At 61.7% G+C, this 16,920-nt stretch carries 1 protein-coding gene; it reads left to right on the top strand.

Features of this window, described 5'->3' with window-relative positions:
- Positions 1-59: 59 nt before the first annotated feature.
- On the top strand, positions 60-16,920 hold a 16,861-nt coding region (locus tag FVE66_RS19545), incomplete at its 3' end, for a cadherin domain-containing protein (RefSeq protein WP_151449167.1).

Here is a 16,920-nt window from a genome sequence, read left to right as displayed (position 1 = left end):
GATGCGGCGATGAATGCCGCCAGCGTCGAAAGCAAGTAGCCGCAAAAGCGGGAGGTCCTATGTCTACCAAAAAAACGAGCCAGAAAAAAGCAATTGCATCTTCGACGGCCAAGTCGCCAAGGAAGAAGCAGGACATAGTCGCTTCCGCCACGCCTGATGATACGAAAAAGAAGGCAGGCAAGAAGTCGTCGCTGAAACGACGCAGTCCGGCGCCGATGGTGCTGGAGCAGCGCTTCATGTTCGATGCGGCTGCCGTCAGCACCGCAGCCGATGTGATGGACCGAGTGCCGGACGCGGCAACGCCGGTGCCGGCTTTGCCGGACACGCTGGCGCCGCTGACCCACTTGCTGGATGCATCGCTTGACGCGTCTGTTGTAGCCGATGCCGAAAAGGCCGGCACTGACAGCCAGGCGGTCGTGGATGTCGACGCTGGCGCTGGCGACGGAAAGGCCACTGTTGATCCGATAGCTGAACTCGACAAGCTGATCGCGGAGCAGCCTGCAATCGCAGCCCAGCTGGAGGCGCACAAGGAAATTGTATTCATTGATTCATCGGTGCAGGATTACCAGCAGCTGATCAACCAATTGCGCCCCGGTATCGGGGTGGTTCTCCTGGATCCGAACGTAGACGCGTGGTCCCAGATGACTGGCGCCCTTCAGTCGGCTGGAAAGGTCTCTGCAATCCACATCCTGTCGCACGGCTACGAGGGCGGCATCGTCCTCAACGGTCAAAGGGTGGAGCAATCGACGCTGAGCGTCGTTCAGCAGACGCTGGAATCCTGGAAGGATTACCTGGCCGCGGATGCCGACATCTTGCTGTACGGCTGCGACGTGGCGGAGGCAGATGGCCGTCAGTTCGTCCAGTCACTGGCTGCGCTGACAGGCGCGGATGTCGCCGCGTCTACCGACGCGACTGGTGATGTCGGCGTCGGCGGCAACTGGGTGCTTGAGGCAAAGACCGGCGTCATTGAAACCGATACGCTTGCCTTCGAGAATTATGACCATCTGCTGATCATAACTTACACAGACACGACCGGCACCGGCGCAGTCATTTCGGGATCGACAACTCCTGGCAAGATCCTTTTCGCCACAAGCGACCTTAAAGGACAGGGCTCAATTACATATCAGTGGTACCGCAGTACAACCAGTTCGGGCGCCGGAACGGCGATATCCGGCGCTACGGCGCAAAGCTACACAACTGTCGCTGGAACAGACGCCGGTAATTACATCTATGTAATCGCAACCAAGGGTAGCACCACTGATCAGGGCACCTACGTACTGATCACTTCCACCAACAACGCCCCGGCGTTGGCCGATACCAACCTCGTATTCAACGCCCCGGTATCAGGGGCTGCACCAAGCGGTGCAGTCGGCAGCCTGGTCAGCACCCTGACCGGCGGCGTATCGGACGTCGACGCTGGCGCGAGCAAGGGTATCGCCATCGTCAGCACGAACGAGACGCAGGGCACCTGGTACTACACGACCAATAATGGCAGCACCTGGACGGCGGTCAGCACCGTCAGCGGCGCCAGCGCACTGCTGCTCGCGGCGGACGCCAACACCCGGCTGTATTTTGCGGCCACCTCCGCTACTGCCGGCGTGGTGGAAACCGCGGGCCTGACCATCCGTGGCTGGGACACCACCAGCGGCACCGCTGGCACCAAGGTCAATATCGCTACCACCGGCGGCACCAGCGCCTTTTCGACGGTCACCGATACCGTCGCCGTGTCGCTGAAGCAGAGCTACAGCCTGACGTCTTCCGATGCCGCATTCTTCGACTTGCAGGCGGGCACCCGCTTCGACCCGGCCAGGGACACCCAGGCCAACTCGTCGGATCTCGACCTGAACGGAAATGGCGCATCATTCCCTCTGTTGCAGGGCGCTTACGATTCGATCAACGGCGACCTGTATTACCGGGTCCGGATCGGCAATCCGACCATGCAAGGCGGCGTGCCCAGCTTCTCGGCGGTGCTGCTGGTGGGCATGGACGTCAATGGCGACGGCAAGATCGACATTTTTGTCGGTGTCGATGGCCGCAACAATGGCTTGGGTGTCGTAACTTTCGGAGCAGGCAGCGGCCTGAATATCAGTCCGAGCACGACCTCCATCAGCAATCCGCAGTCCGCCGGCGGCAGCTTCGACGTCAAACTGGCCTCTACCTATGGCGCTGGCGGCGACCTGAATGCGGATGGCAAGGCCGATGCCTACGTGACCTTCAAGCTGTCGTTCAGTGCCCTGGCCAATCGCGTGGCCCTGCTGACCGGTACTACCCTGACGCCGTCATCCACCATCGGCATGGTGCTGATGACGATGACCCAGAACAACAGCATCAACGGCGATATTGGCGGCATCGGCGCCCTGACCAACGCCCAGAAGTCCATGACCTGGGACAGCCTGGGGCTGATGCAGCAGGTGAATTTTTCGGTGCCGAGCATTGACGTTTCCGGTACCTACATCTATACCGAGAATGCCAGCGGCGTAAACGTCGCTGCGGCCGCCCGGCTGACCGACCTGGACAGCGTGATCTACACCGGCGGCAAGCTGACCGCGAGCATCTCGGCCAACTTGTCGACCGGTGACGCGCTGGGCTTTGTGGACAGTTCGGGTGCCGTTACCTACACCGGCACCACGAGCGGGAACGTGGTGGTAAGTGGCACCACCGTCGGGACCTGGGCGTATTCCAGCGGCACGCTGACCGTCAACTTTACCGCCGCCGGCGTGACCCAGGCGCAGGTGCAGTCGGTCATGCGCGCGGTCGCCTATTCGAACTCGGGCGACGCACCGGCGACGGCCACGCGCACCATCAGCTTCGTCGTCACCGACCCGGACAATTTCGTGAGCGTGGCAAAGACCGCAAGCGTGATCGTGCAAGCGGTCAACGACGCGCCGACCATCACGGCAAGCAGCGGCAGCAGCACCCTGAATCGCGCCGGCCTGACCACCGAAACCATCAATACGACAGCGACGACGGCAGCTCTGCTGCTGCAGAACGGCATCGCGTCCGGACTTTCGATTGCCGATGTGGACGCATCCTCATCCAGCGTGGTTGCGACCCTTTCCGTCGCCGGCGGCATCATCGAAGTCTATGACAGTGCAAACGCCCAAAAAGCCGGCTCCTACACGATAGGCGGCGTCACGATCACCGGCATTGGCACCAACAGCATCGTGATGACCGGGACCGCCACCAGCATCAACACGCTGTTGGCCGGCAGCACGGGTACCCAGTTCCTGTACCAGCCCGGCAGCGCAAGCGGTTCGGTAGCTGTCACCTTCAGCGTGAATGATCAAGGCAATATCGGCAGCGGCGGCGCCCGCACGGCGAGCCAGGTGGTCGGCACGCTTACCGTAATCAATGCGCCTTCGCTGATCGGCACCTTCATCGGGTCGGTCATCGAGGACTCATCTCCCACGACACTGACCGCAGGCGGCTCCCTGACGAGCGGTACGCTGATGGCAGGTGCTGGAACCTTTGTCGGCAATTCGCTCGGTGGCGCATCGGCGCTTGGTTCCCTGACGGCCAGTGCTACCGGCTGGACCTACACGGTAGCCAATACGAATGCCAGTGTGCAGGCACTCACCGCCGGTGGAAGCATTACGGAAACCTTCCAGGTTACGTCCACTGGTGGCAAGACCGCTTATGTCACGGTCACGATCGTCGGCGCCAACGATGCGCCAACTTTGTCGGCCACGGCCGGCTCGGCCAACTTCACTGAAAACAGTACGGCAGTCAGCCTGTTCACAGCAGCAACGGCTGCTTTTGGCGCCGGCGAGACCGGCCAAGCCTTCACCCAGCTGGGCATTACCGTCAGCAATGTATTCGACGGCGACCAGATCACGATTGACGGCTCGACCATCTACATCGACGCCAACAGTTCGGGCACCGTTACGGCTAGCGGCTATACGGTAAGCGTCAGCCTGAGCGGCACCACGGCAACGGTAACTGTATCGACCCCGGAGATCGGAGTGACCGCCCTGCAGTCCCTGGTGACCGGGCTGCAATATGGTTCGACCAGCGACAATCCGACCAACTACGGCGCGGCGACCAGTCGCGTCATCACGCTGAGCGCACTGAAGGACAGCGGCGGGACAGCGAACGGTGGATCCGATACCGCTGCGCCGGGAATTACGCGCACGGTAACGATCACCCCCCAGGCCGACGGTCCGACCATGCTGACCGCGCCTGTCGTGGTTTATCCGGCGACGCCGGTGGTGATCGATACGTCTTATCTCAGCACCTTCGATCCGGATACCCAGTCGGGCAGCCTGACCTACACACTGACGTCCTTGCCGGCGAACGGTACTTTGTATCGCAGCGGCGTGGCACTCACGACGTCCAGTGGCAGCAACACGTTTACCCAGGCTGACGTTGAGGCGGGGTTGATCACATTTACGCCAGGCACGGTCGCCAGCGATACGCTTAATACCGCCAATCTTTCCGTATCTGACGGCACGACGTCGCTGACCGGCACGCTGAGCCTGACGCTGAAGGCAACGCCCGACATACCTACCGTGAGCGTCAACGATGTCACTGTCAGCGAGGGGTCAAACTACATCGTCTTTGCTGTAACGGTGAGTGCGACGACCACGCAGAGCATGACGTTTACGCCGACCTTGAACTCGGGTACTGCAACGCTGGGTTCCGACCTGAGCAGCGCGCTGGAGTATTACAACGGATCGCAGTGGGTCTCGGCATCCTCGGGTATTACCGTCGCTGCGGGAACTGGCGTCAGGACGGTTCTGGTACGGTCGGCTGTCACCAGCGATACCGTTTATGAAGGCCCGGAATATTTCACCTTCAATACTGGGGCGATCGGCGGATCTCAAACCGTACGCAATTCGGCGGGGGCAAGCAGCTCCGGCACGATTGTGGATGACGGCACCAGCACAAATGTTTTCCTGACGGGCTCTGCCAGCGGCACGCCGACGACGGGTGCCGCCGACAATGACATGCCGGTAGCGACCATCACGGCAATCAACGACGACGTTGCCGCGGTGACGGGCACGATCAGCAATGGCGGTACGACGAACGATACGACCCCGACCCTGTCGGGTACGCTGACTACCAGCCTGACTGGCAATCTCGTGCTGGCCGTGTATCGCGACGGTGTCAAGATCGGCAACGCGAGCGTCACCGGCACCAGTTGGACTTATGCCGACAGCGGGCTGAACAACGGCAGCAGCTACACCTACACTGTCCGGGTTGAGGATAGCGTGACCGCTGTCATGCAGTCCGGGTCAGGTTCGTGGGCAATTACGGTAGATTCCACCGCCCCTGGATCGACAAGCGCCGGACTCAATATTGCAGAGAATTCGGCCAACGGTACTGTGGTCGGTACGCTTTCGGCCTCTGATAACACCACCCTTATCTATAGTCTCGTCTCCGGCGCCGATGCCGGTGGACGGTTCAGCGTCAGCGGCAACCAGATTGTCGTTGCGAACAGTGCTTTGCTGAACTATGAAGCGAATACCTCGCACAGCATCACGGTGCGCGCGACCGATGCAGCGGGCAACTACACCGACACCACCCTGACTGTCCTGGTTGGCGATGTGAACGAAGCGCCGACCAACCTTGTGATCAGCGCCAATGCGATCAACGAGAACCTTGCGGCGGGTACGACGGTAGGCACCTTCACCTCGACCGACCCGGATGCGGGCAACACCTTCACCTACAGCCTGGTGACGGGCACTGGCGACACGGACAATGCGTCGTTCAGCATTGTCGGCAATGCGCTGACGATCAGCGCGTCGCCGGACTTTGAAGCGAAATCGAGTTACAGCGTTCTGGTCCGCACGACGGACCAGAACGGTCTTTCGTTCGACAAGGTGTTTACGGTGAACGTGAACGATCTGAACGAGGCGCCGACGATCACGTCTGGAGCCTCGGGCAGCGTTGCCGAGAACCAGGCCGGTGCGGTCGTTTACACGGCTACCGCGACGGATCCGGATGCAACTGCCCCGAACAAGACGCTGACCTACAGCCTGGGCGGTGCGGATGCATCGGCATTCACGATTGACGGCACGACTGGTGTAGTGACGATCAACGGTGCGGCTGATTATGAGACGCAGTCGAGTTACAGCATCACGGTGGTAGCAACCGATGCCGGCACCGGTACGCTGTTTTCCAGCAAGGCGGTCACGATCAGTGTGACTGACGTCAACGAAGCGCCGACCAACCTTGTGATCAGTGCCAACGCGATCAACGAGAACGTTGCGGCGGGTACGACGGTAGGCACCTTCACCTCGACCGACCCGGATTCCGGCAATACCTTTACCTACAGCCTGGTGACGGGCACTGGCGACACGGATAATGCGTCGTTCAGCATCGTCGGCAATGCGCTGACGATCAGCGCGTCGCCGGATTTTGAAGCGAAGTCGAGCTACAGCGTTCTGGTCCGCACGACGGACCAGAACGGCCTTTCGTTCGACAAGGTGTTTACGGTGAACGTGAACGATCTGAACGAAGCGCCGATGATCACGTCTGGGGCCTCGGGCAGTGTTGCCGAGAACCAGGCCGGTGCGGTCGTGTACACGGCTACCGCGACGGATCCGGATGCAACTGCCCCGAACAAGACGCTGACCTACAGCTTGAGCGGTGCGGATGCATCGGCATTCACGATCAATGGCACGACTGGTGTAGTGACGATCAACGGTGCGGCTGATTATGAGACGCAGTCGAGTTACAGCATCACGGTGGTAGGAACCGATGCCGGCACCGGTGCGCTGTTTTCCAGCAAGGCGGTCACGATCAGTGTGATTGACGTCAACGAAGCGCCGACCAACCTTGTGATCAGTGCCAGTGCGATCAACGAGAACGTTGCGGCGGGTACGACGGTCGGCACCTTCACCTCGACCGACCCGGATTCCGGCAACACCTTCACCTACAGCCTGGTGACGGGCACTGGCGACACGGATAATGCGTCGTTCAGCATTGTCGGCAATGCGCTGACGATCAGCGCGTCGCCGGATTTTGAAGCGAAGTCGAGCTACAGCGTTCTGGTCCGCACGACGGACCAGAACGGCCTTTCGTTCGACAAGGTGTTCACGGTGAACGTGAACGATCTGAACGATCTGAACGCAGCGCCGACCAATCTTGTGATCAGCGCCAACGCGATCAACGAGAACGTTGCGGCGGGTACGACGGTAGGCACCTTCACCTCGACCGACCCGGATTCCGGCAACACCTTCACCTACAGCCTGGTGACGGGCACCGGCGACACGGACAATGCGTCGTTCAGCATTGTCGGCAATGCGCTGACGATCAGCGCGTCGCCGGATTTTGAAGCGAAGTCGAGCTACAGCGTTCTGGTCCGCACGACGGACCAGGGCGGCCTTTCGTTCGACAAGGTTTTCACGGTGAACGTGAACGATCTGAACGAAGCACCGACGATCACATCTGGCGCCTCAGGCAGCGTTGCCGAGAACCAGGCCGGTGCGGTCGTGTACACGGCTACCGCGACGGATCCGGATGCAACTGCCCCGAACAAGACGCTGACCTACAGCCTGAGCGGTGCGGATGCATCGGCATTCACGATTGACGGCACGACTGGTGTAGTGACGATCAACGGTTCGGCTGATTATGAGACGCAGTCGAGTTACAGCATCACGGTGGTAGCAACCGATGCCGGCACCGGTACGCTGTTTGCTAGCAAAGCGGTCACGATCAATGTCAACAACGTTGACGAAGTTGCGCCGACGATCACCTCGTCATCGACGGCGACGGCGATCAATGAAAACAGCGGCGCCGGCCAGGTGATCTACACCGCGATTGCGACCGACAGTGGTGACATCAGCGCTGGCGTGACGTACAGCCTGTCCGGCGACGATGCTGCCCTGTTCACGATCAACGCGACGACCGGTGCCGTGACGCTGACGGGCAATCCGGACTACGAAGCGAAATCGAGCTACAGCTTCAACGTTGTTGCCAGCGACGGCGTGACGACGGCCAGCCAGCAGGCAGTGACACTGACGATCAACAACGTCGATGAAGTTGCGCCGACGATCACGTCGTCGACCACGGCGACGGCGATCAACGAGAACAGCGGTGCAGGCCAGGTGGTCTACACGGCGATTGCGACCGACCTTGGCGACATCAGCGCCGGCGTGACGTACAGCCTGTCCGGAACGGACGCGGGCCTGTTCACAATCAATAGCAGCACGGGCGCCGTGACGCTGACGGGCAATCCGAACTACGAGACAAAGTCGAGCTACAGCTTCAATGTCGTCGCCAATGACGGCGTGACGGCAGCGAGCCAGCAGGCAGTGACACTGACGATCAACAACGTCGACGAAGTTGCCCCAACGATCACGTCCTCAACGACGGCCACGGCGATCAACGAGAACAGCGGTGCGGGCCAGGTGGTCTACACGGCGATTGCGACCGACCTTGGCGACATCAGCGCCGGCGTGACGTACAGCCTGTCCGGTGACGATGCATCCCTGTTCACGATTAACGCGACGACTGGTGCGGTGACGCTGACGGGCAATCCTGACTACGAGACCAAATCGAGCTACAGCTTCAACGTCGTTGCCAGCGATGGCGTGACGGCAGCGAGCCAGCAGGCAGTGACGCTGACGATCAACAACGTCGATGAAGTGGCACCGACGATCACGTCGTCGACGACGGCAACCGCGATCAACGAGAACAGCGGCGCTGGCCAGGTGGTCTACACGGCAATCGCGACCGATACCGCCGACACCAGCGCGGGCGTGACTTACAGCCTGTCCGGTACGGACGCGGGCCTGTTCACGATCAACCCGACGACTGGTGCGGTGACGCTGACCGGCAATCCGGACTACGAGACCAAATCGAGCTACAGCTTCAATGTCGTTGCCGATGACGGCGTGACGACGGCAAGCGAGCAGGCAGTGACGCTGACGATCAACAACGTCGATGAAGTCGCCCCGACGATCACGTCGACGACGACGGCGACCGCGATCAACGAGAACAGTGGTGCAGGCCAGGTTGTCTACACGGCAATTGCGACCGACAGCGGCGACATCAGCGCCGGCGTGACCTACAGCCTGTCCGGAACGGACGCGGGCCTGTTCACGATCAACGAAACGACCGGTGCGGTGACCCTGACGGGCAATCCGGACCACGAGACCAAATCAAGCTACAGCTTCAACGTCGTCGCCAGCGATGGCGTGACCACGGCAAGCCAGCAGGCGGTGACGCTGACGATCAACAACGTCGACGAAGTCGCACCGACGATCACGTCGTCGACGACGGCGACCGCGATCAACGAGAACAGCGGCGCCGGCCAGGTCGTCTACACGGCGATCGCGACCGATACCGCTGACACCAGCGCCGGCGTGACCTACAGCCTGTCAGGCACGGACGCGGCCCTGTTCACGATCAACGCGACGACCGGCGCGGTGACGCTGACCGGAAATCCGAATTACGAGACGAAGTCGAGCTACAGCTTCAATGTCGTCGCCGATGATGGTGTGACAACGGCAAGCCAGCAGGCAGTGACGCTGACAATCAACAACGTCGATGAAGTTGCCCCGACGATCACGTCGTCGACCACGGCGACCGCGATCAACGAGAACAGCGGCGCCGGCCAAGTTGTCTATACGGCAATTGCGACCGACACCGCCGACATCAGCGCAGGCGTGACGTACAGCCTGTCCGGAGTCGACGCGGGCCTGTTCACGATTAACGAGACGACCGGCGCGGTGACCCTGACGGGCAATCCGAACCACGAGGCGAAATCGAGCTACAGCTTCAACGTCGTTGCCAGCGACGGCGTGACGGCAGCCAGCCAGCAAGCAGTGACGCTGACGATCAACAACGTCGATGAAGTGGCACCGACGATCACGTCGTCGACGACGGCAACCGCGATCAACGAGAACAGCGGTGCAGGCCAGGTGGTCTACACCGCGATTGCGACCGACACCGCCGACATCAGTGCCGGCGTGACCTACAGCCTGTCCGGAACGGATGCGGCCTTTTTCACGATCAACCCGACCAATGGAGCGGTGACGCTGACGGGTAGTCCGAACTACGAAGCGAAATCGAGCTACAGCTTCAACGTCGTCGCCAGCGACGGCGTGACGACGGCCAGCCAGCAAGCGGTGACGCTGACGATCAACAACGTCGACGAAGTGGCACCGACGATCACGTCCTCGACGACGGCAACCGCGATCAACGAGAACAGCGGCGCAGGCCAGGTGGTCTACACCGCGATTGCGACCGACAGCGGCGACACCAGCGCCGGCGTGACCTACAGCCTGTCCGGAACGGATGCGTCGCTGTTCACGATCAACGCGACGACCGGAGCGGTGACGCTGACGGGGAATCCGGACCACGAGATGAAGGCGAGCTACAGCTTCAATGTCGTTGCCAGCGATGGCGTGACGGCAGCGAGCCAGCAAGCAGTGACGCTGACGATCAACAATGTTGACGAAGTGTCCCCGACGATTACGTCGTCGACGACGGCAACGGCGATCAACGAGAACAGCGGCGCCGGCCAGGTGGTCTACACAGCTATCGCGACCGACACCGCCGACACCAGCGCAGGCGTGACGTACAGCCTGTCCGGAACGGATGCGTCGCTGTTCACGATCAACGCGACGACCGGCGCGGTGACGCTGACGGGGAATCCGAATTACGAGTCGAAGTCGAGCTACAGCTTCAACGTCGTCGCCACTGACGGCGTGACGACGGCCAGCCAGCAGGCGGTGACGCTGACGATCAACAATATCGATGAAGTCGCACCGACGATCACGTCGTCGAGCACGGCAACCGCGATCAACGAGAACAGCGGCGCCGGCCAGGTGGTCTACACGGCAATCGCGACCGATACCGCCGACACCAGCGCGGGCGTGACCTACAGCCTGTCCGGAACGGATGCGGCCCTGTTCACGATTGACAGCAGCACGGGCGCCGTGACGCTGACCGGCAATCCGAACTACGAAGCGAAGTCGAGCTACAGCTTCAACGTCGTCGCCAGCGATGGCGTGACGGCAGCGAGCCAGCAGGCAGTGACGCTGACGATCAACAACGTCGACGAAGTCGCACCGACGATCACGTCGTCGACGACGGCAACCGCGATCAGCGAGAACAGCGGCGCGGGCCAGGTGGTCTACACGGCCATTGCGACCGACAGCGGCGACACCAGTGCTGGCGTGAGCTACAGCCTGTCCGGCACTGATGCGGCCCTGTTCACGATCAACGAGACGACCGGAGCGGTGACCCTGACGGCGAATCCGGACCACGAGACGAAGGCGAGCTACAGCTTCAATGTGGTCGCCAGCGATGGCGTGACGACAGCCAGCCAGCAAGCAATCACGCTGACGATCAACAACGTTGATGAAGTTGCCCCGACGATCACGTCCTCGACGACGGCAACCGCGATCAACGAGAACAGCGGCGCCGGCCAGGTGGTCTACACCGCTATCGCGACCGACAGCGCCGACACCAGCGCAGGCGTGACGTACAGCCTGTCCGGAACGGATGCGGCCTTGTTCACGATCAACGAGACGACCGGCGCCGTGACGCTGACGGCCAATCCGAACTACGAAGCGCAATCGAGCTACAGCTTCAACGTCGTCGCTAGCGATGGCGTGACCACGGCAAGCCAGCAGGCAGTGACGCTGACGATCAACAACGTCGACGAAGTGTCGCCGACGATCACCTCATCGACCACGGCGACCGCGATCAACGAGAACAGCGGCGCCGGCCAGGTCGTGTACACCGCGATCGCGACCGATACCGCTGACACCAGCGCCGGCGTGACCTACAGCCTGTCAGGCACGGACGCGGCCCTGTTCACGATCAACGAGACGACCGGCGCGGTGACCCTGACGGGCAATCCGAATTACGAGACCAAATCGAGCTACAGCTTCAACGTCGTTGCCAGCGACGGCGTGACGACGGCGAGCCAGCAGGCAGTGACGCTGACGATCAACAACGTCGATGAAGTTGCGCCGACGATCACTTCGTCATCGACGGCGACGGCGATCAACGAGAACAGCGGTGCGGGCCAGGTGATCTACACGGCCATCGCGACCGATACCGCCGACACCAGCGCTGGCGTGACGTACAGCCTGTCCGGAACGGATGCGGCCCTCTTCACGATCAATGGCAGCACGGGCGCGGTGACCCTGACAGGCAATCCCGACCACGAGACGAAGGCGAGCTACAGCTTCAATGTCGTCGCCAGCGATGGCGTGACGACCGCTAGCCAGCAGGCAGTGACGCTGACGATAACCAACGTCGACGAAGTTGCCCCAACGATCACGTCCTCGACGACGGCAACGGCGATCAACGAGAACAGTGGCGCCGGCCAGGTCGTGTACACCGCAATTGCGACCGACAGCGGCGACATCAGCGCCGGCGTGACCTACAGCCTGTCCGGAACGGACGCGGCCCTGTTCACGATCAATGGCAGCACGGGCGCCGTGACGCTGACGGGTAATCCGAACTACGAAGCGAAATCGAGCTACAGCTTCAATGTCGTCGCCAGCGATGGCGTGACGACCGCTAGCCAGCAGGCAGTGACCCTGACGATAACCAACGTCGACGAAGTTGCGCCGACGATCACGTCGTCGACGACGGCGACGGCGATCAACGAGAACAGTGGCGCCGGCCAGGTGGTCTACACGGCAATCGCGACCGATACCGCCGACACCAGCGCGGGCGTGACCTACAGCCTGTCCGGAACGGATGCGGCCCTGTTCACGATTGACAGCAGCACGGGCGCCGTGACGCTGACCGGCAATCCGAACTACGAAGCGAAGTCGAGCTACAGCTTCAACGTCGTCGCCAGCGATGGCGTGACGGCAGCGAGCCAGCAGGCAGTGACGCTGACGATCAACAACGTCGACGAAGTCGCACCGACGATCACGTCGTCGACGACGGCAACGGCGATCAACGAAAACAGCGGCGCGGGGCAGGTTGTCTACACGGCGATTGCGACCGACACCGCCGACATCAGCGCAGGCGTGACGTACAGCCTGTCCGGAACGGACGCGGGCCTGTTCACGATTAACGAGACGACTGGCGCGGTGACGCTGACGGCGAATCCGGACCACGAGGCGAAATCGAGCTACAGCTTCAATGTCGTCGCCAGCGATGGCGTGACGACAGCCAGCCAGCAAGCAATCACGCTGACGATCAACAACGTCGATGAAGTTGCCCCGACGATCACGTCCTCGACGACGGCAACCGCGATCAACGAGAACAGCGGCGCCGGCCAGGTGGTCTACACCGCTATCGCGACCGACAGCGCCGACACCAGCGCAGGCGTGACGTACAGCCTGTCCGGAACGGATGCGGCCTTGTTCACGATCAACGAGACGACCGGCGCCGTGACGCTGACGGCCAATCCGAACTACGAAGCGCAATCGAGCTACAGCTTCAACGTCGTCGCTAGCGATGGCGTGACCACGGCAAGCCAGCAGGCAGTGACGCTGACGATCAACAATATCGATGAAGTCGCACCGACGATCACGTCGTCGACGACGGCAACCGCGATCAACGAGAACAGCGGCGCGGGCCAGGTGGTCTACACGGCCATTGCGACCGATACCGCCGACACCAGTGCTGGCGTGAGCTACAGCCTGTCCGGCACGGATGCGGCCTTGTTCACGATCAACGAGACGACCGGAGCGGTGACCCTGACGGCGAATCCGGACCACGAGACGAAGGCGAGCTACAGCTTCAATGTCGTCGCCAGCGATGGCGTGACGACAGCCAGCCAGCAAGCAATCACGCTGACGATCAACAACGTCGATGAAGTTGCCCCGACGATCACGTCCTCGACGACGGCAACCGCGATCAACGAAAACAGCGGCGCGGGCCAAGTAGTCTACACCGCGATTGCGACGGATACCGCTGACACGAGCGCCGGCGCGAGCTACAGCCTGTCCGGAGCGGATGCGGCCCTGTTCACGATCAACGAGACGACCGGCGCGGTGACGCTGACGGGGAATCCGAATTACGAGTCGAAGTCGAGCTACAGCTTCAACGTCGTCGCCGATGACGGCGTGACGACAGCGAGCCAGCAAGCGGTGACGCTGACGATCAACAACGTCGACGAAGTGGCACCGACGATCACGTCGTCAACGACGGCGACCGCGATCAACGAGAACAGCGGCGCGGGCCAGGTCGTGTACACGGCCATCGCGACCGACAGCGGCGACATCAGTGCTGGCGTGACGTACAGCCTGTCAGGCGACGATGCTGCCCTGTTCACGATTGACGAGACGACCGGCGCGGTGACGCTGACGGGAAATCCGAATTACGAGTCGAAATCGAGCTACAGCTTTAATGTCGTTGCCAATGACGGCGTGACCACAGCGAGCCAGCAGGCAGTGACGCTGACGATCAACAACGTCGATGAAGTTGCACCGACGATCACGTCGTCGACAACGGCGACCGCGATCAACGAGAACAGCGGCGCCGGCCAAGTTGTCTATACGGCAATTGCGACCGACACCGCCGACATCAGCGCAGGCGTGACGTACAGCCTGTCCGGAGTCGACGCGGGCCTGTTCACGATTAACGAGACGACCGGCGCGGTGACCCTGACGGGCAATCCGAACCACGAGGCGAAATCGAGCTACAGCTTCAACGTCGTTGCCAGCGACGGCGTGACGGCAGCCAGCCAGCAAGCAGTGACGCTGACGATCAACAACGTCGATGAAGTGGCACCGACGATCACGTCGTCGACGACGGCAACGGCGATCAACGAGAACAGCGGTGCAGGCCAGGTCGTGTACACCGCTATCGCGACCGACAGCGCTGACACCAGCGCCGGCGTGACGTACAGCCTGTCCGGAGTCGACGCGGGCCTGTTCACGATTAACGAGACGACTGGCGCGGTGACGCTGACGGGCAATCCGAACCACGAGGCGAAATCGAGCTACAGCTTCAACGTCGTTGCCAATGACGGCGTGACGACGGCGAGCCAGCAGGCAGTGACGCTGGCGATCAACAACGTTGATGAAGTTGCGCCGACGATCACGTCGTCGACAACGGCAACCGCGATCAACGAGAACAGCGGCGCAGGCCAAGTGGTCTATACGGCGATTGCGACCGATACCGCCGACACCAGCGCGGGCGTGACGTACAGCCTTTCCGGATCGGATGCGGCCCTGTTCACGATCAACGCGACGACCGGTGCTGTGACGCTCACGGGAAATCCTGACTACGAAGCGAAGTCGAGCTACAGCTTCAACGTCGTCGCCGATGACGGCGTGACCACAGCGAGCCAGCAGGCAGTGACGCTGACGATCAACAACGTCGATGAAGTGTCGCCGACGATCACGTCCTCGACAACGGCAACGGCGATCAACGAGAACAGCGGCGCCGGCCAGGTTGTCTACACGGCAATTGCAACCGATACCGCCGACACCAGCGCTGGCGTGACGTACAGCCTGTCCGGAACGGACGCGGCCCTGTTCACGATCAACCCGACGACCGGCGCGGTGACGCTGACGGGAAATCCGAATTACGAGACCAAATCGAGCTACAGCTTCAACGTCGTTGCCAGCGACGGCGTGACGACGGCGAGCCAGCAAGCGGTGACGCTGACGATCAACAATATCGATGAAGTCGCACCGACGATCACGTCGTCGACAACAGCAACGGCGATCAATGAGAACAGCGGCGCAGGCCAGGTTGTCTACACGGCCATTGCGACCGACAGCGGCGACACCAGCGCCGGCGTGACCTACAGCCTGTCCGGAACGGATGCTGCCCTGTTCACGATCAACGCGACGACCGGAGCGGTGACGCTGACGGGGAATCCGGACCACGAGACGAAGGCGAGCTACAGCTTCAATGTCGTTGCCAGCGATGGCGTGACGACGGCCAGCCAGCAAGCAATCACGCTGACGATCAACAATGTCGATGAAGTTGCCCCGACGATCACGTCGTCGACGACGGCAACGGCGATCAACGAGAACAGCGGCGCCGGCCAGGTGGTCTACACCGCTATCGCGACCGACAGCGCTGACACCAGTGCCGGCGTGACGTACAGCCTGTCCGGCGACGATGCTGCCCTGTTCACGATCAACGCGACGACCGGAGCGGTGACGCTGACGGGCAATCCGAACTACGAAGCGAAATCGAGCTACAGCTTCAACGTCGTCGCTAGCGATGGCGTGACCACGGCAAGCCAGCAGGCAGTGACGCTGACGATCAACAACGTCGATGAAGTCGCACCGACGATCACGTCGTCGACGACGGCGACCGCGATCAACGAAAACACTGGCGCGGGCCAGGTTGTCTACACCGCGATCGCGACCGACAGCGGCGACACCAGCGCTGGCGTGACGTACAGCCTGTCCGGAACGGATGCGGCCCTGTTCACGATCAACCCGACCACTGGAGCGGTGACGCTGACCGGTAATCCGGACTACGAAGCGCAATCGAGCTACAGCTTCAACGTCGTTGCCAGCGATGGCGTGACGGCAGCAAGCCAGCAGGCAGTGACGCTGACGATCAACAACGTCGACGAAATTGCGCCGACGATCACGTCGTCGACGACGGCGACGGCGATCAACGAGAACAGCGGCGCGGGCCAGGTCGTCTACACGGCCATTGCGACCGACAGCGGCGACACCAGCGCCGGCGTGACTTACAGCCTGTCCGGAACGGATGCTGCCCTGTTCACGATCGACAGCAGCACGGGCGCCGTGACGCTGACGGCGAATCCGGACCACGAGACGAAGGCCAGCTACAGCTTCAATGTCGTCGCCAGCGATGGCGTGACGACGGCCAGCCAGCAGGCAGTGACGCTGACGATCAACAACGTCGATGAAGTTGCCCCGACGATCACGTCGTCGACGACGGCAACGGCGATCAACGAGAACAGCGGCGCGGGGCAGGTCGTGTACACGGCAATTGCGACCGATACCGCTGACACCAGTGCTGGCGTGACGTACAGCCTGTCCGGCGACGATGCGGCCT

The sequence above is a fragment of the Lacisediminimonas profundi genome (assembly GCF_008831265.1).
Taxonomy (GTDB): domain Bacteria; phylum Pseudomonadota; class Gammaproteobacteria; order Burkholderiales; family Burkholderiaceae_D; genus Lacisediminimonas; species Lacisediminimonas profundi.
This window is presented reverse-complemented; position numbering and strand designations above follow the sequence as displayed.